This is a genomic window from Arthrobacter oryzae (assembly GCF_030718995.1).
GTDB lineage: Bacteria > Actinomycetota > Actinomycetes > Actinomycetales > Micrococcaceae > Arthrobacter > Arthrobacter oryzae_C.
Genome location: NZ_CP132204.1, coordinates 1,453,120 through 1,475,822, shown reverse-complemented (window position 1 = coordinate 1,475,822; position 22,703 = coordinate 1,453,120). Strand labels below are relative to the sequence as shown.

General features: G+C 63.5%; 19 protein-coding genes and 3 rRNA genes. 15 read left to right on the top strand and 7 right to left on the bottom strand.

Translation table 11 applies throughout. The features are described 5' to 3' along the window. Nucleotides 1-178: 178 nt before the first annotated feature. Entirely contained in the window at nt 179-898 is a 720-nt protein-coding gene (locus Q8Z05_RS06795) for a hypothetical protein (RefSeq protein WP_305942712.1), read from the top strand. A 35-nt stretch (nt 899-933) separates the two neighbouring features. Here Q8Z05_RS06795 and Q8Z05_RS06790 read toward each other — a convergent pair whose 3' ends face one another. Beyond that, complete coding sequence (locus tag Q8Z05_RS06790) at nt 934-1,491, bottom strand: TetR/AcrR family transcriptional regulator (protein WP_305942711.1); 558 nt, start codon at nt 1,489-1,491, stop codon at nt 934-936. Next, entirely contained in the window at nt 1,488-3,437 is a 1,950-nt protein-coding gene (locus Q8Z05_RS06785) for an MFS transporter (RefSeq protein ID WP_305942710.1), read from the bottom strand. Before Q8Z05_RS06785 ends, Q8Z05_RS06790 begins: the two co-directional genes overlap by 4 nt. Before the next feature lie 231 nt (nt 3,438-3,668). On the opposite strand from Q8Z05_RS06785, the gene Q8Z05_RS06780 reads away from it, so the two are divergent. The 6 genes from Q8Z05_RS06780 to Q8Z05_RS06755 all read left to right on the top strand — a co-directional run bounded on the left by Q8Z05_RS06780 (nt 3,669) and on the right by Q8Z05_RS06755 (nt 9,987). Then, nucleotides 3,669-4,745, top strand: coding sequence for an iron-siderophore ABC transporter substrate-binding protein (locus Q8Z05_RS06780; RefSeq protein WP_305942709.1), 1,077 nt, complete (start codon nt 3,669-3,671; stop codon nt 4,743-4,745). A 10-nt stretch (nt 4,746-4,755) separates the two neighbouring features. Continuing rightward, complete coding sequence (locus Q8Z05_RS06775; RefSeq protein ID WP_305942708.1) at nt 4,756-5,847, top strand: FecCD family ABC transporter permease; 1,092 nt, start codon at nt 4,756-4,758, stop codon at nt 5,845-5,847. A 110-nt stretch (nt 5,848-5,957) separates the two neighbouring features. After that, nucleotides 5,958-6,989 (top strand): FecCD family ABC transporter permease, encoded by a 1,032-nt coding sequence (locus Q8Z05_RS06770; protein WP_305943501.1) that lies wholly within the window; start codon nt 5,958-5,960, stop codon nt 6,987-6,989. Nucleotide 6,990: 1 nt separating this feature from the next. Beyond that, the gene (locus tag Q8Z05_RS06765) at nt 6,991-7,806 is read left to right on the top strand and encodes an ABC transporter ATP-binding protein (RefSeq protein WP_305942707.1); all 816 of its coding nucleotides are present in this window, start codon (nt 6,991-6,993) and stop codon (nt 7,804-7,806) included. Further along, a complete protein-coding gene (locus Q8Z05_RS06760; RefSeq protein ID WP_305942706.1) occupies nt 7,803-8,843 on the top strand; it encodes a siderophore-interacting protein in 1,041 nt (346 codons plus the stop codon). Before Q8Z05_RS06765 ends, Q8Z05_RS06760 begins: the two co-directional genes overlap by 4 nt. A gap of 292 nt (nt 8,844-9,135) precedes the next feature. Continuing rightward, nucleotides 9,136-9,987, top strand: coding sequence for an SGNH/GDSL hydrolase family protein (locus Q8Z05_RS06755; protein WP_305942705.1), 852 nt, complete (start codon nt 9,136-9,138; stop codon nt 9,985-9,987). Here Q8Z05_RS06755 and Q8Z05_RS06750 read toward each other — a convergent pair. Further along, nucleotides 9,984-10,271: a YciI family protein gene (locus tag Q8Z05_RS06750; RefSeq protein WP_305942704.1), complete on the bottom strand. Its 288-nt coding sequence runs from the start codon at nt 10,269-10,271 to the stop codon at nt 9,984-9,986. The genes Q8Z05_RS06755 and Q8Z05_RS06750 overlap by 4 nt on opposite strands. A gap of 62 nt (nt 10,272-10,333) precedes the next feature. After that, nucleotides 10,334-10,966 carry an NADPH-dependent F420 reductase gene (locus tag Q8Z05_RS06745; protein WP_305942703.1) on the bottom strand — a complete coding sequence of 211 codons (633 nt, stop codon included), beginning with the start codon at nt 10,964-10,966 and terminating at the stop codon, nt 10,334-10,336. 66 nt (nt 10,967-11,032) lie between these two features. Here Q8Z05_RS06745 and Q8Z05_RS06740 point away from each other — a divergent pair, with 66 nt between their 5' ends. Beyond that, on the top strand, nt 11,033-11,512 hold the full coding sequence (locus tag Q8Z05_RS06740; RefSeq protein ID WP_305942702.1) for a MarR family winged helix-turn-helix transcriptional regulator: 480 nt from the start codon (nt 11,033-11,035) through the stop codon (nt 11,510-11,512). A gap of 70 nt (nt 11,513-11,582) precedes the next feature. Beyond that, nucleotides 11,583-12,344: an SGNH/GDSL hydrolase family protein gene (locus Q8Z05_RS06735; protein ID WP_305942701.1), complete on the top strand. Its 762-nt coding sequence runs from the start codon at nt 11,583-11,585 to the stop codon at nt 12,342-12,344. Nucleotides 12,345-12,369: 25 nt separating this feature from the next. On the opposite strand, the gene Q8Z05_RS06730 is transcribed toward Q8Z05_RS06735, so the two are convergent. The 3 genes from Q8Z05_RS06730 to Q8Z05_RS06720 form a co-directional block, all read right to left on the bottom strand. Continuing rightward, nucleotides 12,370-13,194 carry an FAD:protein FMN transferase gene (locus tag Q8Z05_RS06730; protein WP_305943500.1) on the bottom strand — a complete coding sequence of 275 codons (825 nt, stop codon included), beginning with the start codon at nt 13,192-13,194 and terminating at the stop codon, nt 12,370-12,372. A gap of 61 nt (nt 13,195-13,255) precedes the next feature. Then, a complete protein-coding gene (locus tag Q8Z05_RS06725; protein ID WP_305942700.1) occupies nt 13,256-13,813 on the bottom strand; it encodes an FMN-binding protein in 558 nt (185 codons plus the stop codon). Then, nucleotides 13,810-15,255 carry a ferredoxin reductase family protein gene (locus Q8Z05_RS06720; RefSeq protein ID WP_305942699.1) on the bottom strand — a complete coding sequence of 482 codons (1,446 nt, stop codon included), beginning with the start codon at nt 15,253-15,255 and terminating at the stop codon, nt 13,810-13,812. Before Q8Z05_RS06720 ends, Q8Z05_RS06725 begins: the two co-directional genes overlap by 4 nt. Nucleotides 15,256-15,757: 502 nt before the next feature. On the opposite strand from Q8Z05_RS06720, the gene rpmB reads away from it, so the two are divergent. From rpmB to rrf, 6 genes are all read left to right on the top strand, one after another. Further along, nucleotides 15,758-15,994, top strand: coding sequence for a 50S ribosomal protein L28 (rpmB, locus tag Q8Z05_RS06715; RefSeq protein WP_011693744.1), 237 nt, complete (start codon nt 15,758-15,760; stop codon nt 15,992-15,994). Beyond that, nucleotides 15,994-16,161: a 50S ribosomal protein L33 gene (gene rpmG / locus Q8Z05_RS06710; RefSeq protein ID WP_011693743.1), complete on the top strand. Its 168-nt coding sequence runs from the start codon at nt 15,994-15,996 to the stop codon at nt 16,159-16,161. Before rpmB ends, rpmG begins: the two co-directional genes overlap by 1 nt. A 5-nt stretch (nt 16,162-16,166) precedes the next feature. Beyond that, entirely contained in the window at nt 16,167-16,472 is a 306-nt protein-coding gene (gene rpsN / locus Q8Z05_RS06705) for a 30S ribosomal protein S14 (RefSeq protein ID WP_043485315.1), read from the top strand. Nucleotides 16,473-17,148: 676 nt separating this feature from the next. Further along, nucleotides 17,149-18,672 (top strand): 16S ribosomal RNA (locus Q8Z05_RS06700). A 539-nt stretch (nt 18,673-19,211) separates the two neighbouring features. After that, nucleotides 19,212-22,337, top strand: a 23S ribosomal RNA gene (locus Q8Z05_RS06695). A 206-nt stretch (nt 22,338-22,543) separates the two neighbouring features. Beyond that, nucleotides 22,544-22,660 (top strand): 5S ribosomal RNA (gene rrf, locus Q8Z05_RS06690). The 16S, 23S and 5S rRNA genes sit together here, the layout of an rRNA operon. Nucleotides 22,661-22,703: the final 43 nt, after the last annotated feature.

The following is a 22,703-nucleotide window of genomic DNA, read 5'->3' as shown; positions in this document are numbered from 1 at the left end:
TATAACAAATCGATGGATTTATTGTTGTTCCTCTGGAGGGGCGGTTGCCGTGCGTGCGATTCTGTAGAGCACAACACATCGCCACACGCTCCCGTAGGGTCGCCGCGAGCCACGGCCCCAACGGCAGGCCGGAAGCCAGTCCCACCGAGCTGACGGCCTTTTCGGGAAAGGCACCATCATGCACTCTGCGCGTCGCGTCCCCTTCATCCCCGCCCTCGCTGCCGCGGCCGTCCTCGGCCTGTCCGGCTGCGGTTTGGGCGTCACTGAGGCCTCCTCCGGAGTATCGCCGTCAGGCGTCAGCGTTCCCTCGGAATCGGGGGGTGCGACGTCTGCCCCCACCACGCCGAGTTCGACGGCGGAAGGCACCCCGCCGTCGTCGTCCGCTCCCGCTTCTGCCAGCACCGCGACGTATACGTTCCCGGGCGGGCGCTTGTCGTTCCAGCACCCGGCGGATTGGCGGGTGGACCTGTTCACCGGGGCAGGGGATCCTTCACTGTCGGGTACGGCGACCGTCTTCGACGCGGGTGGTACCGAGCAGGCAACGGTGTATTACGGGCAGGTGGCGGATGCTGTCAGCCATCGGGTGGCCAGGACCGTCTTCGAGTCCGAGCCCGTGCCGGGACTAAGCCAGCAGCCCGCTCCCGCCGCGCACTATTCCTTCTATGTGGACCGGATGGATGACAACCCGACCTACCGCATGCACCTGACGGCCGGGGCGCCTCCCGCCGGGGAGGATTCCCGGGTTGACGGGATCATCCGGGTCGGCGACAAGGTCCTGGTGGCCGATGTCCGGTTCATCGAGAAGCCCTTCTCCAGCGACGAGGCGGCCAGGTCGTGGCTGGAAGGCGCCGAGGGCCAGGCTCTCAAGGCGCTGTTGCTGAGCATGTCGTCCAGCTGATTGCCGGGCCGAAGGTCCGGCTGCCGGCCAGCCTGTCAGGGACGGGCTGGCCGGCAGGCGTCGATTTGGGACTGGACGATCGCCCCGTAGTGGGCCACCAGCTCGTCGAAGTCCCAGCCTTCGAACATGCCGAGCGTGCGTACAGCCTCGCCAAAACCGGTCATGAGCGCCACCACCGTGGAAGCGTAACGCCGGTCCGGCGTCGGGTCTTCGAGGAGCCCGGCCATGCTTGTAAGGTACCGTTCACGCGTGTCCGCGCGGGCGGCGTCGGGCGTCGGGGAGTCCTGGATGGTGAACGGGAGCATGGCCCAGGGCTCCTGCAGCCCGCGCTCCCGCCGCATCAGCACGCGGAACACGAGCGTCGCGCCCAGTTCCGCGGCCGGGACGTCGAGTTCGGACAGCAACGATTCGTCCGGTTTGGCGGCGGCGAACAGTTTCTCCTTGGAACCGTACAGCTTCATCACCAGCGCCGCCGAGACGCCGGCGTCGGAGGCGATGTCGCGGACGGTCACGCCGCGGTAGCCGCGTTCGCCGAACAGCCTCCCGGCGGAATCCAGGACGGCATCGCGGCTGGACATCCCGGCTGCGCTCATGCGTCCACCAGCTGCCCGGCCGGGGAGTCCATTGCCAGGTCCGCGGACACTGAGCGGTTGTCCACCGCCAGTTTCCGTGCCATGGCCTGGTGGGTCGCCGGGTGCAGCAGGGTCACGATGTAGCGGCCGGCCAGGGGCAGCGGCAGCGAATACCGGCCCTCTGAATCGGTCCGCACGGTTGCCACATGTTCACCGGAGGCCTGCAGCAGCGTCACCACCGCGTCCGGCAGCACTGTGCCGCCCGCTGAGGCGGTTCCGGCGAGTTCAAGGCGGTCCTCCAGATGGAAGTTCTGCTGCAGCGTGCGGCCGTCAAAGTCGAATACCTCCGCCATCGGCGCCCAGCCGGCGGCATTGGCCACCATCAGGTACTTGCCCGCGCCGGGCAGCGCCACGGAATAGTTGCCGTCACTGTCCACCCGGCTCCAGTCCACCGGTTCGCCGCCGGTCTGCAGGACGGTGACGACGGCGGGAGTGACGGGGCGGCGGTCGGCTGTCAGGACGCGTCCCTGCACCACCAGTTCGGCGGCGGGTGCAGGGAGTGCTGCCTTGGCGGCGGCCGCGGCCCGGGGAATGAACACCGCAGCCACCATGGAAGCGGCGGACGCCAGCGCAGCCATCCAGAAGACGTCCTTGAACGCCTCGAAGGACGGCAGGCGGGCGGATCCCACGGTGATGGTCACGGACGTGAGGACGGCGGCGACGGCTGCGCTCGACGTCGAGGTTCCAATGGACCGGACCAGGCTGTTGAGGCCGTTGGCCGAGGCTGTTTCGGTGATGGGCACGGCGCCCATGATCAGGGTGGGCATCGCGGCGTAGGCGATGGCGGTGCCGATGCTCACCACCGTGGAGCCGATGATCACCGACGCAATGGAATCCCAGAAAAAGACGCGGCCCACGTAGCCGACGACCATGACGGCGGCACCCGCGATCAGCGCCGACTTCCCGCCGAAGCGCCGGATGATCCCGCCCGAAACGGGAGCGAAAACCACCATTGCCAGGCCGGACGGGACCATGCAGAGGCCCGCGGTGATCACGCTCAGCTGGAACCCGTAACCGGTGGAGGCGGGCAGCTGAAGCTGCTGGGTGGTCAGGAGCATGTTGGCGAACATGGCGAAGCCCACCAGGAGGGATGCCAGGTTGGTCAGCAGGACAGGGCGCCGGCCGGATGTGCGGAGGTCCACCATCGGCTGGCTGACCTTCAGTTCGTACGGCAGCCAGGCGGCAAGGAGGACTGCGGCGGCCAGAAACAGCAGCAGAACCGGCTCCGAACCCCAGCCCCACGAACCGCCCTTGGAAATGGCCAGGAGCAGTGCCGCCAGGGCGCCGGAAAGAATCACTGCTCCGAGGTAGTCGAACCGGCCCGGCGTGCGCACTTTGGATTCGGGGACCACCAGGACGACGGCGGCGAGCAGCAGGGCGCCGGCGGCAGCGGAGACCCAGAAGATGGATTCCCAGCCCAGACTCTCATAGAGAACCCCGGCGAGCGGGAGGCCCAGGGCGCTGCCGATGCCCAGCGTGGCGCTCATCAGGGCGACGGCGGAGCCCATCTTTTCCTTGGGCAGCTCGTCACGCATGATGCTGATGCCCACGGGAATCAAGGCCGAGGAGAACCCCTGCAGTGCCCGGCCGATGATGAGCCACAGGAAACTTCCCCCGACGGCTGCCACCACCGAACCGGTAACCATGATGGCCAGGCAGATCACCATCATCTTCCGTTTCCCGTACATGTCCGCGCTGCGGGACACAATCGGGGTGGCCACGGCGCTGGAGAGGAGGGTGGCGGTGACGAGCCAGGAGGCGTCGTCGGCCGTCACGCCGAGGATCCCGGGGAAGTCCGGAAGGAGCGGCACCACGAGGGTCTGCATGAGCGCCACTACGGTTCCGCTCAGCGCGAGGACCGCCGTGATGGCGCCGGGGGACAGGGATCTGCTGCGGGATTGGGTCATGGAACCTTCTGGCGTGTGGCGGCCACCGGGGTGAACGCGTGTTTACTCTCTTAAGAGTGAACCACTGTTCACCCCCAATACTCCACATATTTGGCCGTGCGACTCCTCACTTTTGACCCAGGTCCGGCCCGCGGTGGAGCATTGAGACAATTACGTTACGCAAAGCTTCCGTAATTCACAGAAGGATAGGCTAGCCTTACTTGAGTTCGCATCACTTACTTAAGGAGTCCCGTGGCTTCCCTTCTCCCACGCCGCGCCCTGCTCAAGACCGCAGGCACTGCGACGGCCGTCCTGGCCGCCGCCGCCCTTTCACTCACCGCCTGCTCCACCGGTCCGGCAGCATCCGGCGCCGGCACCGCAACGGCCAGCCAGTCAGCCAGCTCGCAGTTCCCCGTCACCATCAAGCACGTCTTCGGCGAGACCATCATCGAGTCCCAGCCGCAGCGCGTCGTCACGGTTTCCTGGGTCAATGACGATGTTGCGCTTGCACTGGGCGTTGTTCCGGTCGGCGTTCCCAAGAATGAGTGGGGCGGCAATGACAAGGGCTCCACGCCGTGGAAGGACGCCAAGCTGGAAGAGCTCGGCGCCGGCTTCGGCACCGAGAAGGCGCCGGTCCAGTTCTCCGAGACGGACGGCATCAACTTCACCGAGATCGCCAAGCTCAACCCGGACGTCATCCTGGGCGCCTACTCCGGCCTGACGGAAGAGGACTACAAGAAGCTCAGCGAAATCGCGCCGGTTGTCGCCCACCCCGAAATCGCCTACGGCACGTCCTGGCAGGATTCCACCAGCATCATCGGCAAGGCCCTGGGCAAGGAAGTGGAGGCCGCCAAACTGGTCTCCGACACCGAAGCCACCATCAAGGACAAGGTCTCCAAGTACCCGCAGCTGGCAGACAAGAGCTTCATCTACGGCAACCTGGAACCCGCCAAGAGCGACGGCGTGAACGTCTACACGGCCAACGACAACCGTCCGCGCTTCCTCTCGGAGATCGGCATGACGCTGGCTCCCGTTGTGGAGGAGAACTCGAAGGGCTCCAAGGAGTTCTTCATCCCGTGGTCCGCTGAGAAGGCCAACGAGCTCGAATCGGACATCTTCGTGACCTGGGTTCCTGACGCCGCCACCACCGATTCCATCAAGGCCGACCCCCTGCTCGGCCAGATCCCGGCCATCAAGAACGGCGCCCTGGTGGCCGACTCGGACAACACGCTCACGCTGTCCATCTCGGCGTCATCGCCCCTGAGCCTGCCGTGGTCGCTGGACACGTTCCTGCCGCAGCTTGCCAGCGCAGCGGACGCAGTGAAGTAAGCATTCCGCGATGACAACAAGTACGACGGCGGCGGGTCCGGGCCATGCTTTGAGCTCGCCTTCCAGCCGTCCCGCCCAGCGCGAACGGACACTTAAGGCCCCGCGGGCAGCCGGAAGGCGTGCCGCGTGGCTGCTGGCCGCCGTCGTCGTACTTGTTCTTGTTTCAGCAGTATCGCTGGCCGTCGGCGCCCGCGGGCTTCCCCTCGAAACCGTGTGGGGGGCGCTGGCCCGGTTCGATCCGGCCAACGGCAACCACGCTGTGGTCCACGCCCGCATCCCGCGCACTGTCCTGGGACTGCTCGCCGGCGGGGCCCTGGGCCTGGCGGGAGCCGCCATGCAGGGCGTGGCCCGCAATCCGCTGGCCGATCCCGGCATCATGGGAGTCAACGCCGGAGCCGCGCTGGCCGTGGTCACCGGAATCTACGTCTTTGGGATCTCCTCGCTGACCGGCTACATCTGGTTCGCGTTCATCGGCGCTGCGGCGGCCGCCGCCCTCGTTTACCTGGTCGCCTCGCTGGGCAGGGACGGTGCGACGCCGGTGAAGCTCGCCCTCGCCGGTGCCGCCCTCAGTGCCGGACTGTACTCGTTGATGAACGTCATCCTGGTCTCGAGCCAGGACACCCTGGACCGGTTCCGGTTCTGGCAGGTGGGCGGCATTGCCGGGCGCGACTGGTCCGTGGTGCTGCCCGGGGTGCCGTTCCTCATTCTTGGCGCAGGCATCGTGCTGGCAACGGGCCGGATCCTCAACAGCCTCGCACTGGGCGACGACATAGCCCGCGGCCTCGGCCAGCGGGTTGGCCTGGTCCGCGGCATCACCGCCCTGGGCATCGTGCTGCTGTGCGGTTCCGCCACGGCACTGGCCGGGCCAATCGGCTTTGTGGGGCTCGTCATTCCCCATGCCGTCCGATTCCTCACGGGACCCGACTACCGCTGGATCCTGCCGTTTTCCCTCGTTCTGGCGCCGGTGCTCCTGCTGTCCGCCGACATCCTGGGCCGCGTGGTCCTCCTGCCCGGCGAAGTCCCGGCAGGCATCATGACGGCCCTCGTCGGCGCTCCGGTGTTCGTGTGGCTTGTCCGCCGCGGGAAGGGGGCCGGGCTGTGAGCAGGTCTGACCTGGCCCACGCGGGGCGCGAACGGGCAGATAATGCCCTCAAAAACGCGAAAACAGGGCCTGATCTGTCCGTTCGCGATGGTGTGCGGAACCGCACCACGCTGAGCCGCACCACAGTGAACCGGACCGCAGTCCTGGCGTTCGCCGTCGTGGTCCTGTTCGCCGTCAGTGTGCTGCTGGGCAGTTACACCGTGACCATCCCGGACTTCTTCAAGATTCTGCTCGCCCACCTCACCGGCGGCCCCAAAATCCCCGGCGCAAGCTTCATCGTGATGGAAAACAAGCTTCCGCGCGCGGTGATCGGCACCATGATCGGCGCCGCCTTCGGCCTGGCCGGCGCTCTCTTCCAGACCATGCTCCGCAACCCGCTGGCCAGCCCCGACGTCATCGGCATCAGCTACGGGGCCAGCGCCGCCGCCGTCACGGCCATAGTTGTTTTCGGTGCGTCCGGCGCCGTGGTCTCCGGTGCGGCCCTCGCCGGTGCACTGGGTGTCGCCGCGCTGATCTACGGCATCTCGCGGGGCGGGGCCCTGGGGTCCGGTGGAACCGGCAGCGCCGCCGGCAGCAGGCTGATCCTGGCCGGCGTGGGCATCGCCGCAGCACTCCACGCCGTGGTCAGCTTCCTCATGACGCGGGCGGACATCCGCACCGCTGCCGACGCCCTGGTGTGGCTCAACGGCTCCCTCAACTCCGCCAGTTGGGACCGCGCCGGCGTGCTGGGGCTTGCACTCCTGGTCCTCGTCCCGGCCGCTGCAGCGCTGTCCGGCCCCCTGCGCATCCTGGAACTGGGCGACGACACCGCCGCCGGCCTGGGCATCAGGGTCGGGTTCACCCGTCTGGCTGTTGTGGTGGTTGCCGTGGCCCTTGCGGCAGTGGCGACAGCGGCAGCAGGTCCGGTTGCGTTCGTCGCCTTCCTGGCCGGTCCCATCGCCCGCCGCTTCACCGCGAAAGCCAGCCTTCCGGCGTCGGCCTTCGTCGGGGCACTGATCGTGCTGGCGGCGGACTACTTTGCCGCAAACATCGCGCCCTTGCTGCTGGACGGCACCGTCCTGCCGGTCGGCGTGGTCACCGGCGCCCTGGGCGCACCGTTCCTGCTGTGGCTGCTGGTCACTTCCAACCGAAAGGATGCCTGAGATGGCTGTTCTGCGCGCCACGGACCTCACCCTCAAATACGCCCAGCGCACGGTGGTTGACGGGCTTGATGCGGAAATTCCCGAAGGCAAGGTGACCATGATCGTGGGCGCCAATGCCTGCGGCAAGTCCACCCTGCTCCGCGGTCTGTCCCGGCTGCTGAAGCCGGCCGCCGGCACCGTGATGCTGGACGGCAAGGACATCCACAGCCGCTCCGCCCGCGACGTCGCCCGGACCTTGGGCCTCCTGCCCCAGCATCCCACGGCCCCGGACGGCATCACCGTCCGCGACCTCGTGGGACGCGGGCGCTATCCGCACCAAGGCTTCTTCCGTAGCTTGTCACCGGACGACGACGCCGCAGTGCAGCGCGCGCTTGAAGCCACCGAAACGCTGGAACTCGCCGGGCGCAACGTGGACGAACTGTCGGGCGGCCAGCGCCAGCGGGTCTGGATCGCGATGGCGCTGGCCCAGGAGACCGACGTGCTGCTCCTGGACGAACCCACCACGTACCTGGACCTCGCCCACCAGGTGGAAGTCCTGGACCTGGTCACGGACCTCAACCGCAAGCGGGGCACCACCGTGGCCATCGTCCTGCACGACCTGAACCTCGCGGTGCGCTACGCCGACCACGTGATCGCCATGAAGGGTGGCCGGATCGTGGCCGAGGGCGCCTCCACCGACGTGGTCACTGAGGACCTGGTCCGGGACGTCTTCGGCCTGGAATCGCGGGTGCTTCCCGATCCCGTTTCCGGCACTCCGCTGATCATTCCGCTCGGCCGGCACCACACCACTGCAACTGAACTGGAGCTCGTTTCATGAAAACCCGCGACATTGCCACCACCGAACCCATGACCCTGGCGTTCGACGTGACGGTCACCGCCGTCCAGGAACTGAGCCCCAACTTCCGCCGCATCACTTTTGGCGGCTACTCCCTGCGTGACTTCGGCGTCCACGGCGGCACCCTGGATCTGCGCGTGAAGCTGATGATCCCGTCCCTTGCCGAGGACGGCACCCAACTGCCGCTGCCTGTTTTCCAGATGGAGCAGTCCGGCTGGTACCGGGAATGGCTGGCCATGGATCCGGCGACCCGCGGCTCCATGCGGACCTACACCGTCAGGCAGGAACGGCTCGACGCCGTCTACCCCGAAATCGACGTGGACTTCGTGATGCACTTCGACGCCGCGGGCAACGGCGGTCCCGCAGCCAACTGGGCACTGGGCGCCAAGCCCGGAGACGCGCTCACGATCATCGGCCCCAACAACCGCGCCGCGCACTGCGTCACTGCAGAGATCTACTCCGGCATCGAGTGGCGGCCGGGCCTGGCCCAGCGCGTCCTGCTCGCAGGAGACGAAACGGCAGTTCCCGCCATCAGTGCCATCCTCGAAAGCCTTCCAGCCTATATGAGCGGGCACGCGTTCCTTGAAGTCCCCGAGGCCGGCGACTTCCTTGACCTGAAGTCGGACGCCGACGTCGAAATCACCTGGCTGGCACGCGGCGCCTCGATCGGACGCTCACGTCCGCACGGCGAACTGCTGCAGGAAGCCGTCCGCGCCGCCGTACCCGAGCCAGGCTGGGTGGGCATCAAGGCCGCGTCCGGCGGGGCCGGACCGGAACCGGAAGACGTGGACGTGGACCAGGACATCCTCTGGGAAACGCCTGCCAGGATGGAAACCGCGGCCATTGCCGCCACGAAAAACCCCGGAATGCCCGCAGGAGCCATGCCGTTCTACGCCTGGATTGCCGGCGAAGCGGGAGTCATCAAAGAGATGCGGCGCTACCTGGTGCGCGACGTCGGGATCGACCGCAAGCAGGTGGCCTTCATGGGCTACTGGCGCCAGGGGAAAGCGGAGCTTTAAAGACTCGAGTTCAGCCGGCGCACAGACATCCTCTGCGTGCTCGCTCGTTCCTCGCCAGCGACTCCCTAACCTCGCAGGCTCGGCCAGGGAATCCTGTCGCCGTGGGCCCAGCTTAGACGCACGCTGCCGGATGCCTCCCCGCCGGCCTCCCGGTTGACTCCAACGCTCTCTCACTTCCTGCGCGTTTTCTTGGCACGCTCTCGCACTTCCTGTCGCTCAATCGCAAACGCTCTTGCACTTCCTGTGGCTGGCCGTTAACCCTGTCGTTTCTTTTCGCGGCTAGGGTGCCGGGGTGGGTTCATTTCCTTTACTTCCGGACCGGGAAGGGCGACGGCGGTTTGTCGCCCTGGGGGATTCGTTCACCGAGGGCGTGGGGGACCGGAGCAAGCGGCTGCCCAACGGGGTGCGAGGCTGGGCTGACCGGGTGGCCGAAAGACTGGCCAAAGCCGAACCGGGGTGGGAGTACGCAAACCTCGCCATCCGCAGCAAGAGGCTTCGCCACATCATCGACGAACAACTGGAACCGGCGCTCGCGATGGAACCCACGCTGGTGACCTTGTACGCCGGGGGCAACGACATCCTCGATTTCGGCACCGACGTGGATGCGCTCATGGCCGAGTACGAAGCCGCCGTGGCCCGGCTGGCCGGAACGGGTGCCACGGTGGTGCTGTTCACCGGTTTCGATGTCAAGGTGTCCGCTGTCCTGGAGCCCCTGAGGAAGCGCAATACCGCCTATAACAGGCGCGTCCGGGAAATCGCGGCCAAGTACAACGCCGTGCTGGTGGACTACTGGTGCTTTGATGCGTTCCACGACCGGCGGATGTGGGATTCGGACCGGCTGCACATGTCCAAAGCCGGCCACAAATACCTCGCCGCCCAGGTCCTGGACCACCTGGGCGTGCCGCACAAAATCAGCCCGCTGGAGTGGGATCCGCCGTCGAAACTGAGCCTGCGGGAGTGGGAACAGCGGCAACGCCGCTGGCTGCATGACTGGGTGCTGCCACTTTTTGGCCGCAAACTGCGCGGTGTGACGCTGGGGGACAGTCTCAGTCCCCGGTGGCCCGAACCCGTCAAAGTCCCCAGGAAGGGCGGACTGAAAAAACTCGTCGAGAAGATGCCCGGGCCGGAGCCCCGGGAAAACTAGCTGTCCAGCAGGTTTTCGAAGCCCGGAGCCACCCTGCCGGCATGGAATTCTTCGACGTCGAACTCCGCCACCCCGTTCGTGTAGAACGGGTCCTTGACCAGTGACGCGTCCAGGCTGGCACGGTCCGCATTGGAGAGCAGCAGGGCGCCGGTGCGTGGGATTTTCCGGCCGGCCACAATGAAGATGCCCCGGTCGAAAGCGTCCTGCAACCATTCAACGTGGGCTTTGAGGTGGAAATCGACGATCTCTTCGGGGACCTTGTAGGTCAGGGAGACTACGTACATGCGGACAGCCTACCCGTTCCCGAATCGCCCCCGCGAGCGTTACCCGACCCGGTCCGGGGCCGCTAAGGAAGCAGCTTGAGCGCGCTGTTCCAGTTGTACTCCGGGTGGGCGTCGCTGAGCTGCAACCCCACCACCAGCAGCTGGAAGGCTTCCAGCTCCCGCGCGCGGCGCAGCGGCCCGACGTCGACGGCGCGTAACCCGGAATCATTGATGAAGCTGGCCACGGCCGCCTTGGCCTCGTCGGAATCGCCGGCCAGCAAGACATCCAGGGTCTGCCCGGCAACTTCTCCGGCAGCCAGCGTGGCGGCGAAGACCGTGTTGAAGCCCTTGACCACGTTCGCGCCGGGAACCAGCGCCTGGATTTCCTCGGCCGCGGAGCTTCCGGCGGGCACGGTCAGGGAGTCATAAGTGTCCGTGTTCACGGGGTTGGAGATGTCCACGATCGTTTTACCGTCCAGTGTTGTGCCGTAACGGCTGGCGATTTCCTTGGACACGTCGAAAAAGGTGGCCAGGATAACGATGCTGCCTTCGATGTCCTTCCCGGTGGTTCCGACGGAGGCGTTCGTTGCGGAGGCCAGGGCGGAGGCAGCCACGGCATCGCGGCTGAGGATCTGGATGCTGCGGCCCGCGCTGGCAGCCCGGGCGGCGATGCCGGCCGCCATGTTGCCGGTGCCAATGATCGTGATGTCCGTCATGACGCTTCCTTCCATCGGACAGCCGGGGCTTGAACTGTCAATGATTTTTTCTCCTAGGATGTATCCATGACCGAACCCCGCTGGCTTAACGCCGATGAGCGCCGCGCCTGGCTTGCCCAGCTGAGCATTAACACCTTGCTGCCGGCGGCGCTGGACACAAAGATGCACGCGGCGGGCAAGCTTTCCCTCTTCGACTACAACGTACTCGCCATGCTCTCTGAAGCGGAAGGCCGCTTCCTGCCGATGAGCGAGCTCGCCGCCCGGACCAGCGCATCGCTGTCGCGGTTGTCCCACGTGGTCACCAAGCTGCAGAACCGCGGGTGGGTGGAACGCCGTCCCCATCCGCGCGACGCACGCGTGACAACCGCCCACCTGACCGACGCCGGCATGGCCACCATCGTGGAGCTGGCACCCGGTCACGTGGAAGCCGTCCGGTCGCTGTTCCTCGATGCCCTGACCGATCGTGACGTCGCCGACCTGGCCCGCATCGGGGAGAAAATCGTGGGCCGCCTGGATGCCGACCACTGGATCCTGCGGGAGTCCTGACCGGCCGTACGGCCCCAACGGGTAACCCGCTGCTTTGTTGCTCCCGGCAACGGGATGGCAGACTGTCGATATGGATTTTTCCGCCCGTTATGTAGCCCTGGGAGATTCGTTCACGGAAGGGCTCGGCGACGACGATCCGGCCCGGCCCAACGGTGTGCGCGGCTGGGCGGACCGGGTGGCTGAGCAGCTATGCGCCGCGGACCCGTCGTTCGGCTACGCCAACCTCGCCATCCGGGGCCGGAAGCTCCGGCAGATCATGGCCGAGCAGGTGGACGCCGCCGTCGAACTTAAGCCCACCTTGGTGACCATTTACGCCGGGGCCAACGACATTTTCCGTCCACGAATAGACATTGACGGCCTTTTGGCGGAGTACGACGCCGGCATCCGCAAGTTGAGTGCCACGGGTGCCACCGTGGTGATGTTTACGGGCTTTGATGCCCGTGGTTCGAAGGTTTTCGGCACGATGCGCGGCCGTACCGCCATCTACAACGAGCTGGTGCGCGGCATCGCGGGCGACCACGGCGCCCTGCTGGTGGACTACTGGCGCTTCAGCGAATACTACGACTGGGGCATGTGGGCCAAGGACCGGATGCACATGTCCGCCGCAGGACACGCGAACATGGCCAAGAGGGTGCTGACCGTCCTTGAGCACGACCACTCCATCGATGTGCCGCCCATGACCCCCGTCCCTGAGCTGAGCCGGGCGGACGCCATCCGGGCCAACGCCCGCTGGGTGCGGGAGCACGCCGGCCCCTGGGTGATGCGCCGGGTCACCGGACGGTCCTCGGGCGACGGCCTCCAGCCGCGTTACAGCCAGCTCACCCGCCTCTAATTTTCGCTGGCGCATCCGCCGGAACTTACCGCCGGAAGCCCGGCGTCGCGACCAGTCCGCCGCCAGCCCGGACTGCCAGTACGTCGATGTCCCATCCGTCCGTGGCACGGTCCAGCATCGGCATCCCGCCGGCCACGATCGCCGTCGCCAGCACGTCGGCCGTCACGATGTCCGCCGCAGCGACGGATACCTGCCGGAACGCCGGAGCTGCCCGGCCGCCACCGGCGACGGTGCCCGGCCCGCGGCCCGCTCCGGTCCCTCCGCCAGCCGCCCAGATGTGGTCTCCCCGTTCGGCGGAACCGGAGGTCGCCAGCGCCAGCTTCGCCTCCGGGTGGCCGCCCAGCGGATAACCGGCAATCAGGGTGCGGCGGTCCGCGGGGTCGACAATCCCTGCCCGCCACGGCTCACGGGAACCGGATACCGTGGTCCCGGTCCCGGTCCCGGCTTCGGCGCTCGCAGGCACGGGCGATCCACTGACCAGGACATCGCCGCCGGCATTAAGGCACCAGTCGCGAAGGCCCAGCGCCAGCAGGGATGTCCCCGCCTCCCCGATGGCATATCCCTTCACGATCCCGGACAGGTCCAGGACGCCGTCCGGCCGTTCCGGGGTGAAGGCCCCTTCGGTCACCAGCCGCCAGCCCACGGCATCGGCGTAGAGCCGTCGCATGTCCTCGGACGCATCCGGCAGCATGATTTCGGCCCGCGCGATCCGGTTCGCCTCCGAGTCGGGGCGGTAGAGGCTGAACGTCTCGTCCAGCCCGGCAAAAAGCTGTTCGACGACGGCGGTGGCCGCTACCAGCTCGTCCTCGCCCGAGGTTGAGGGAACGGTCAGGCTGACTACCGTTCCCATGCAGTTGAAGGTCCTGGCCCGCAACGCGGGCCGCCGCAGGGATTCAGCCCGGGTGTGGTTTTCAGAGATTCGCTGCATCGATGGCCGCCTGGAGGGAGCTCAGGTAGGCGTCGCTGGTTACAGTGGCGCCTCCGATGGTCTGGACGTCGGCTGACTGGGCGGCGAGGACTTCAGCCTTAAGGAGGGGTGCCGCCCGGTTGCTGATCTGGACGGACTTGCGGTCGTCATCTGTCAGCTGCAGGGCCTCTACATCGGTGATGGCCCCCGCCTTCACCGTGATTTGGACCTGGACCGCGCCGAAGCGGGTCTGGACCACGCTTCCTGCATACGTCCCGCCGGCCTTTGCGGCGGCACCCGTGGTGGGTTCTGCTGCCGCGCCTGAGCCCCTCCCGGTGGCGCCGGACGAGCTGGATCCAGTGGTGGATCCCGAGCTGGAGCTCGAGGAACCGGAAGAACCTGTGGTGCCGGACGAACCGTCGGCGCCCGTGGCACCGTTGGCTCCCGCCGACGTGCTGGCCGCGGCGCTCCCCGTAGCCTCCACGTGGATTCCTGATTGCCATCCGGCGAGGAGGATGCCTGCGCAGGCGAGTGCTGCCGATATTGCTGCCCGTATTCTCACCAGTCAAACCTTTCGTAGTGGAGTTGGTCTTCCCTGACACCCGAGGCACGGGCATCGTCAAGAACGTTGCGTGCCCACGCCGCCGGGCCGCAGACGTAGACGTCCGCTGCGGCGATGTCGGGGGCATAGTCCGTCAGCCGATAGCCGGCGTCGGTGGCATGGCCGGGGAGCCAGCTTCCCGGCTGCCGGGCCGAGCGGACGCCCGTCAGGTGGAATACGGTGGAATCCCGGTTCCGGGCAAGTTCCAGGATTTCGTCGCCGAGGTACAGTTCCTGCTCACTGCGGCCCCGGAGGATCACGGTGGCTTGTCCCGGTGCGAAAGGCGTGGATTCCAAGAGGGCACGGAGTGGCGTGATGCCGATCCCGGCACCGATCATTACCACCTTGTCCCGGCTCCGTGCCGCGGTGCTGAAAATGCCGTATGGTCCCTCCACCGCGACCTTTGTCCCGGGCTGCAGGCCTGCAAGTTGGGCCGATCCCCGCCCCAGGTTGCGGACGGTGATCCGCAGCAGGCCCCGCCCTGACGAATCGAACTGCAGCGGCTCGGCGGAGAGGCTGTACGGATGCGGGTGCCACCACAGGCCGGGAGCCAGGAAGCGCCAGATGAAGAACCTTCCGCCGGTTCCGGCCAGCTCATTGAGCCGCAGCCCGTGCATCTCAATGCTGACCACACCGGGTGCCACCTGGACCACGCGGCTGACGGTCAGCTGATGCCGGAATGTTGCGACGAGCGGCTCGAGGACGCGGTAATGCAGGAGGGCTGCGCCGGTGGCGATGCATACGGCCAGCCAGTACCAGCGTTGCCAGGTACCTTCGGCGAACAGCCCGCCCACACTGAACTGATGGGGCAGCGAGGTGACGACGGCGGCATAGGTCAGCAGGTGCACGGCGTACCAGAACTCGTAAGGAAAGCGCCTGCGGACGGCAACCAGCGACGTCACCACCACGGCGACAAAGAGCGCCATCGAAATGAAGGCCAGCCACATATCCGGCACCAGCACCCAGAGGGAAGCTGCTTCGCTGAGCGGATCCAGCCCCTCGGCCAAGCCGTAGCCCGTGGCGATGAGGGTTCCGTGCGCCAGCAGGAGGTAGAGCGACGGTTTGCCAAGCTTCCGGTGGAATTCCAGGGCGCGGTCGTGGCCCACGGTCTGGTCAATGAGTGGAATCCGTGCCGCGAGCAGCAGCATCAGCAGGACAAGGTCCATGCCGGCCAGCCCGGCCACAATGCCCAGGGCGGTGAACGCTCCGGCGGGTGTCGAGAAACCCGTTGCGACGCCGTCGGCCAGCCACAACGCCACAGCGACCGCAAGGGAAGCCCAGGCCGCCGTCGTCAGCAGGTCCGCCCGCAACAGGCGCCGGCGGTGCCGGGCCCCAAACGTGCCAGGGCCCTTACGCGAGCCCGGAGAACCGGCGGGCAGCGCCGGGAGGAGTTGTGTGTTCATGCTTCAACGGTGCGGCCCGATCCTTTCGTTCTGCTGTGAAAAGACTGCAGCTCCGTTGTGACCTGTGAAGGTGTTCGGCGAAGCACTTTCGACCGGTGAGGAGTGCGGCCTTATACACCCGCAGCGGGCAATGGCGGCTACCCGATTGGCCTTTAATTAGTCAAGCTCGTAGACTTGGTAGGCGCTAGGTGGCGCGGAGCGTGTGCAATTGCTCCGGTTGGCGGGATCTGTCCAAACATTCGACAGTCCTAAAGGCCGGTAGTTAGGGGCTCAAGTTGCGTGCACTCCTGTATTCGCCCAGCATCCCGGTACTTCGCAGTGGATTCCGCTGCCCGGTACTCGTGGCCAATCACGTTCGCCCATAGGGACGGAAACAGCCGGCTTTCACCGGCTGTCCACGCCTGCGGACATCCTGATCTGGACGCTGGATGCGGACGCCGCCTGTCGCACGGGACGCGGAACTCTGCGGACCGTTTCATTTATTTTCATGAGGAGAGTCGTCATGGCAGCACACTGCCAGGTGACCGGAGCCGAGCCGGGCTTTGGACACAGCATTTCGCACTCGCACCGCCGCAACAAGCGCCGGTTCGACCCGAACATCCAGAAGAAGCGCTACTGGGTTCCGTCCCTGCGCCGTAATGTCACCCTGCAGGTCTCTGCACGTGGCATCAAGACCATCGACGTACGTGGCATCGACGTTGTCGTCGCCGCAATCCTGGCACGAGGAGTGAAGCTCTAGTGGCAAAGGACAAGGACGTACGTCCGATCATCAAGCTCAAGTCGACCGCTGGCACGGGTTACACCTACGTCACGCGCAAGAACCGTCGTAACGACCCGGACCGCATGGTTCTGAAGAAGTACGACCCCCGCATCCGTAAGCACGTCGAATTCCGAGAGGAGCGCTAAGCACTATGGCTAAGAAGTCAATGATCGCTAAGAACGAACAGCGTAAAGTCATCGTCGAGCGCTATGCTGCAAAGCGCCTCGAACTGAAGAAGGCCCTGGTTGACCCCAACTCAACCGACGAAGCACGCGAAGCTGCACGCCTCGGCCTGCAGAAGCTGCCCCGCAACGCCTCCCCGGTACGTCTGCGTAACCGCGACATCATCGATGGCCGTCCCCGCGGTACCTTCCAGAAGTTCGGTATCTCCCGTGTACGCTTCCGCGACATGGCTCACCGCGGTGAGCTCCCGGGCATCACCAAGTCTTCCTGGTAATCCAACACTGCTGCTAAACCAGCACTGCTGATTCCAGCGGTCTAAAAAGGGCCGGCAACCTCACGGTTGCCGGCCCTTTTTGCGCTTAACCGCTATCTCGTCCGGCCTGGATCAGGGGGCGGTGATGCAGCACACAGAATCCAAGGACGACGCCGGCGTCCCGGAAAGTGCCCCCGGTGGCCGTTTCGCCGCGGATTGGCGGGGTTTGGCGTCCACGCGGGGGAGGGTTTGCGGTGGGGCCAAAGTAGGTGTATTGTTTTCTAAGTCGCCGAGAGGGGGCCGGCGAGAAGCTGGTTACCGAAGGCGGCCAAAACCCCTTCTAAACAGCCGAAAAACGGTTCGCCACTTGGCGTGCGGTTCGAAGGCGGGGATGGTCTCGATGACCGGCAGATCGCGGAAACGCTGATTTGCTTTGAGTCTTGAGTTCAGGTAAGTTTGGGAAGTTGCTCCGGAGCGATCCACGGCTGGGATGTTGTGGTGGTGCCGGGTGTGTCTGTTGTTTGAGAACTCAATAGTGTGCCAAGTTTGTTGATACCAATTTATTGTATTGAATTGGTTGAATTTGCCGGATTGTCCACCCCGTGGATGGTTTGGTGTTTTTAGCTGGTTTCAAATTTTGTGCAGCCTGGTTCCGCGTTTTCCCGTGGTGCCTGGTTGTGTCTGTTTTTGTTTTACTTCAACGGAGAGTTTGATCCTGGCTCAGGATGAACGCTGGCGGCGTGCTTAACACATGCAAGTCGAACGATGATCCCAGCTTGCTGGGGGATTAGTGGCGAACGGGTGAGTAACACGTGAGTAACCTGCCCTTAACTCTGGGATAAGCCTGGGAAACTGGGTCTAATACCGGATATGACTCCTCATCGCATGGTGGGGGGTGGAAAGCTTTTTGTGGTTTTGGATGGACTCGCGGCCTATCAGCTTGTTGGTGAGGTAATGGCTCACCAAGGCGACGACGGGTAGCCGGCCTGAGAGGGTGACCGGCCACACTGGGACTGAGACACGGCCCAGACTCCTACGGGAGGCAGCAGTGGGGAATATTGCACAATGGGCGAAAGCCTGATGCAGCGACGCCGCGTGAGGGATGACGGCCTTCGGGTTGTAAACCTCTTTCAGTAGGGAAGAAGCGAAAGTGACGGTACCTGCAGAAGAAGCGCCGGCTAACTACGTGCCAGCAGCCGCGGTAATACGTAGGGCGCAAGCGTTATCCGGAATTATTGGGCGTAAAGAGCTCGTAGGCGGTTTGTCGCGTCTGCCGTGAAAGTCCGGGGCTCAACTCCGGATCTGCGGTGGGTACGGGCAGACTAGAGTGATGTAGGGGAGACTGGAATTCCTGGTGTAGCGGTGAAATGCGCAGATATCAGGAGGAACACCGATGGCGAAGGCAGGTCTCTGGGCATTAACTGACGCTGAGGAGCGAAAGCATGGGGAGCGAACAGGATTAGATACCCTGGTAGTCCATGCCGTAAACGTTGGGCACTAGGTGTGGGGGACATTCCACGTTTTCCGCGCCGTAGCTAACGCATTAAGTGCCCCGCCTGGGGAGTACGGCCGCAAGGCTAAAACTCAAAGGAATTGACGGGGGCCCGCACAAGCGGCGGAGCATGCGGATTAATTCGATGCAACGCGAAGAACCTTACCAAGGCTTGACATGGGCCGGACCGGGCTGGAAACAGTCCTTCCCCTTTGGGGCCGGTTCACAGGTGGTGCATGGTTGTCGTCAGCTCGTGTCGTGAGATGTTGGGTTAAGTCCCGCAACGAGCGCAACCCTCGTTCCATGTTGCCAGCGCGTAATGGCGGGGACTCATGGGAGACTGCCGGGGTCAACTCGGAGGAAGGTGGGGACGACGTCAAATCATCATGCCCCTTATGTCTTGGGCTTCACGCATGCTACAATGGCCGGTACAAAGGGTTGCGATACTGTGAGGTGGAGCTAATCCCAAAAAGCCGGTCTCAGTTCGGATTGGGGTCTGCAACTCGACCCCATGAAGTCGGAGTCGCTAGTAATCGCAGATCAGCAACGCTGCGGTGAATACGTTCCCGGGCCTTGTACACACCGCCCGTCAAGTCACGAAAGTTGGTAACACCCGAAGCCGGTGGCCTAACCCCTTGTGGGAGGGAGCTGTCGAAGGTGGGACTGGCGATTGGGACTAAGTCGTAACAAGGTAGCCGTACCGGAAGGTGCGGCTGGATCACCTCCTTTCTAAGGAGCACCTACAGCAACCTCACCCCGTGTATGCGGGTGTGGTGGTGTTGTCAGGAAGTTGCCCGTTGCGCAGACGCAAGTTCTGCGGCGGGTGCTCACGGGTGGAATATCAACAAATAGCGGCCGCTGGTTTCCTGCCGGCACCCAGTACGGATGTTCTTCACTTGTGGAGGGTTGTCCTGGAACGGTGCGGGGAGGGTGACGGGTGGTTTAGTGTTTGGCACACTGTTGGGTCCTGAGGCAACAGGGCCATGGCATTGCGGGGTTTCCTTTCGGGGAGGCGTTCGTGGTGGTGTGGGTTTTGTTTGTTTCTGGTTTCCTGGCTGCACCGATCACACGGTTTGTTCTTCCTTCGGGAGGGGTGGTGTGTGGGGTGTGTGGTACGGGGTTGTTGTTTGAGAACTACATAGTGGACGCGAGCATCTTTTATAAGAAGCAATTTCCAAGAATATGAACCTGGATCTGTTGTGCTGTCTTTCGGGATGGTGCAGTGGTTTTCGTGGTTCTCTCGAAAATTAGCGTTTTTGATCTTTTGTGGTCAAGTTTTTAAGAGCACACGGTGGATGCCTTGGCATTAGGAGCCGAAGAAGGACGTAGGAATCTGCGATAAGCCTGGGGGAGTCGATAACCGGACTGTGATCCCAGGGTGTCCGAATGGGGAAACCCCGCCAGGGGCGCGAGTTGCCTGGTGACCCGCATCTGAACACATAGGGTGCGTGGAGGGAACGCGGGGAAGTGAAACATCTCAGTACCCGCAGGAAGAGAAAACAATAGTGATTCCGTTAGTAGTGGCGAGCGAACGCGGATCAGGCTAAACCGTTCCATGTGTGATAGCCGGCGGGCGTTGCATGGTCGGGGTTGTGGGACTTTCCGTATCAGTTCTGCCGGACTGGTGAGGTGTGATGTGCAGGCATAGGTGAACGGTCTTGAAAGGCCGGCCAGAGAGGGTGTGAGCCCCGTAACCGTAATGTTGTGTACCGCCTGGAGAGTATCCCAAGTAGCACGGGGCCCGAGAAATCCCGTGCGAATCTGTCAGGACCACCTGATAAGCCTAAATACTCCCTAATGACCGATAGCGGACCAGTACCGTGAGGGAAAGGTGAAAAGTACCCCGGGAGGGGAGTGAAACAGTACCTGAAACCGTGTGCTTACAATCCGTCGGAGCCAGTCTGATTCTGGTGACGGCGTGCCTTTTGAAGAATGAGCCTGCGAGTTAGTGTTACGTCGCGAGGTTAACCCGTGTGGGGCAGCCGTAGCGAAAGCGAGTCTGAATAGGGCGTTGCAGTGGCGTGATCTAGACCCGAAGCGAAGTGATCTACCCATGGCCAGGTTGAAGCGACGGTAAGACGTCGTGGAGGACCGAACCCACTTCAGTTGAAAATGGAGGGGATGAGCTGTGGGTAGGGGTGAAAGGCCAATCAAACTTCGTGATAGCTGGTTCTCCCCGAAATGCATTTAGGTGCAGCGTTGCGTGTTTCTTACCGGAGGTAGAGCTACTGGATGGCTAATGGGCCCTACAAGGTTACTGACGTCAGCCAAACTCCGAATGCCGGTAAGTGAGAGCGCAGCAGTGAGACTGTGGGGGATAAGCTTCATAGTCGAGAGGGAAACAGCCCAGACCACCAACTAAGGCCCCTAAGCGTGTGCTAAGTGGGAAAGGATGTGGAGTTGCGAAGACAACCAGGAGGTTGGCTTAGAAGCAGCCATCCTTAAAAGAGTGCGTAATAGCTCACTGGTCAAGTGATTCCGCGCCGACAATGTAGCGGGGCTCAAGTACACCGCCGAAGTTGTGGCATTCACATTTTATCCAAGCCTTTGTGGTTCAGGAGTGTGGATGGGTAGGGGAGCGTCGTGTGGGCAGTGAAGTCGCGGTGTAAACCAGCGGTGGAGCCTACACGAGTGAGAATGCAGGCATGAGTAGCGAAAGACGGGTGAGAAACCCGTCCGCCGAATGATCAAGGGTTCCAGGGTCAAGCTAATCTGCCCTGGGTAAGTCGGGACCTAAGGCGAGGCCGACAGGCGTAGTCGATGGACAACGGGTTGATATTCCCGTACCGGCGAAAAACCGCCCATGCTGAACAGGGGATACTAACTGCCCGAGACCTGCCCGATCACCCTTGTGGTGTGAGGGTTTTGGTGGAGCGCGGGACCTGATCCTGGGAGGTAAGCGTATTAACAGGTGTGACGCAGGAAGGTAGCCGAGCCGGGCGATGGTTGTCCCGGTCCAAGGATGTAGGGCGAACGGTAGGCAAATCCGCTGTTCATGATGCCTGAGACCTGACGGGACCCCCGTAGGGGGGGATTCGGTGATCCTATGCTGCCTAGAAAAGCATCGACGCGAGGTTTTAGCCGCCCGTACCCCAAACCGACACAGGTGATCAGGTAGAGAATACTAAGGCGATCGAGAGAATTATGGTTAAGGAACTCGGCAAAATGCCCCCGTAACTTCGGGAGAAGGGGGGCCCCAACCTTGAACACCACTTGCTGGTGGGAGGGGATCGGGGCCGCAGAGACCAGGGGGAAGCGACTGTTTACTAAAAACACAGGTCCGTGCGAAGTCGCAAGACGATGTATACGGACTGACTCCTGCCCGGTGCTGGAAGGTTAAGAGGACCGGTTAGCCGCAAGGCGAAGCTGAGAATTTAAGCCCCAGTAAACGGCGGTGGTAACTATAACCATCCTAAGGTAGCGAAATTCCTTGTCGGGTAAGTTCCGACCTGCACGAATGGAGTAACGACTTCCCCGCTGTCTCAACCATAAACTCGGCGAAATTGCAGTACGAGTAAAGATGCTCGTTACGCGCAGCAGGACGGAAAGACCCCGAGACCTTTACTATAGTTTGGTATTGGTGTTCGGAGTGGCTTGTGTAGGATAGGTGGGAGACGTTGAAGCCCGGACGCCAGTTCGGGTGGAGTCATCGTTGAAATACCACTCTGGTCACTTTGGACATCTAACTTCGGCCCGTAATCCGGGTCAGGGACAGTGCCTGATGGGTAGTTTAACTGGGGCGGTTGCCTCCTAAAAAGTAACGGAGGCGCCCAAAGGTTCCCTCAGCCTGGTTGGCAATCAGGTGTCGAGTGTAAGTGCACAAGGGAGCTTGACTGTGAGAGAGACATCTCGAGCAGGGACGAAAGTCGGGACTAGTGATCCGGCGGTACATTGTGGAATGGCCGTCGCTCAACGGATAAAAGGTACCTCGGGGATAACAGGCTGATCTTGCCCAAGAGTCCATATCGACGGCATGGTTTGGCACCTCGATGTCGGCTCGTCGCATCCTGGGGCTGGAGTAGGTCCCAAGGGTTGGGCTGTTCGCCCATTAAAGCGGTACGCGAGCTGGGTTTAGAACGTCGTGAGACAGTTCGGTCCCTATCCGCTGCGCGCGCAGGAAATTTGAGAAGGGCTGTCCTTAGTACGAGAGGACCGGGACGGACGAACCTCTGGTGTGTCAGTTGTACTGCCAAGTGCACCGCTGATTAGCTACGTTCGGATGGGATAACCGCTGAAAGCATCTAAGCGGGAAGCTCGCTTCGAGATGAGATTTCCATACACCTTGTGTGTGAGAGGCCCCCAGCCAGACCACTGGGTTGATAGGCCGGATGTGGAAGCGAGGACTAACGACTCGTGAAGCTGACCGGTACTAATAGGCCGATAACTTACACCACACACCACCCCCGCAAACCGTTCAAAAGAGGTTTGCACCCAGGGGTGGTAAAAAGAAAACAAGACTGCTTGCGTCCACTATGTGGTTCCCAAACAACAAACCCGTTGCTTTGGCGAACCGACAACTAAATAACAACACCACAATGTTGTAACCACATTTTTCCCACCCCCCAGGGCACACAACCGACGGGGGAACGGGTAACAGGGTTACGGCGGTCATAGCGTGGGGGAAACGCCCGGTCCCATTCCGAACCCGGAAGCTAAGACCCACAGCGCCGATGGTACTGCACCCGGGAGGGTGTGGGAGAGTAGGTCACCGCCGGAACATCATTCAGGTCGAGAGCCTCCAAACACCCGTTTGGAGGCTC

Bases quoted from the DNA above. Each gene is read 5' to 3' on its own strand.
- Q8Z05_RS06795 (WP_305942712.1), top strand. From the start codon at position 179: ATGCACTCTGCGCGTCGCGTCCCCTTCATCCCCGCCCTCGCTGCCGCG.
- Q8Z05_RS06790 (WP_305942711.1), bottom strand. From the start codon at position 1,491: ATGAGCGCAGCCGGGATGTCCAGCCGCGATGCCGTCCTGGATTCCGCC.
- Q8Z05_RS06785 (WP_305942710.1), bottom strand. From the start codon at position 3,437: ATGACCCAATCCCGCAGCAGATCCCTGTCCCCCGGCGCCATCACGGCG.
- Q8Z05_RS06775 (WP_305942708.1), top strand. From the start codon at position 4,756: ATGACAACAAGTACGACGGCGGCGGGTCCGGGCCATGCTTTGAGCTCG.
- Q8Z05_RS06765 (WP_305942707.1), top strand. From the start codon at position 6,991: ATGGCTGTTCTGCGCGCCACGGACCTCACCCTCAAATACGCCCAGCGC.
- Q8Z05_RS06760 (WP_305942706.1), top strand. From the start codon at position 7,803: ATGAAAACCCGCGACATTGCCACCACCGAACCCATGACCCTGGCGTTC.
- Q8Z05_RS06750 (WP_305942704.1), bottom strand. From the start codon at position 10,271: ATGTACGTAGTCTCCCTGACCTACAAGGTCCCCGAAGAGATCGTCGAT.
- Q8Z05_RS06745 (WP_305942703.1), bottom strand. From the start codon at position 10,966: ATGACGGACATCACGATCATTGGCACCGGCAACATGGCGGCCGGCATC.
- Q8Z05_RS06740 (WP_305942702.1), top strand. From the start codon at position 11,033: ATGACCGAACCCCGCTGGCTTAACGCCGATGAGCGCCGCGCCTGGCTT.
- Q8Z05_RS06735 (WP_305942701.1), top strand. From the start codon at position 11,583: ATGGATTTTTCCGCCCGTTATGTAGCCCTGGGAGATTCGTTCACGGAA.
- Q8Z05_RS06730 (WP_305943500.1), bottom strand. From the start codon at position 13,194: ATGGGAACGGTAGTCAGCCTGACCGTTCCCTCAACCTCGGGCGAGGAC.
- Q8Z05_RS06720 (WP_305942699.1), bottom strand. From the start codon at position 15,255: ATGAACACACAACTCCTCCCGGCGCTGCCCGCCGGTTCTCCGGGCTCG.
- rpmB (WP_011693744.1), top strand. From the start codon at position 15,758: ATGGCAGCACACTGCCAGGTGACCGGAGCCGAGCCGGGCTTTGGACAC.
- rpsN (WP_043485315.1), top strand. From the start codon at position 16,167: ATGGCTAAGAAGTCAATGATCGCTAAGAACGAACAGCGTAAAGTCATC.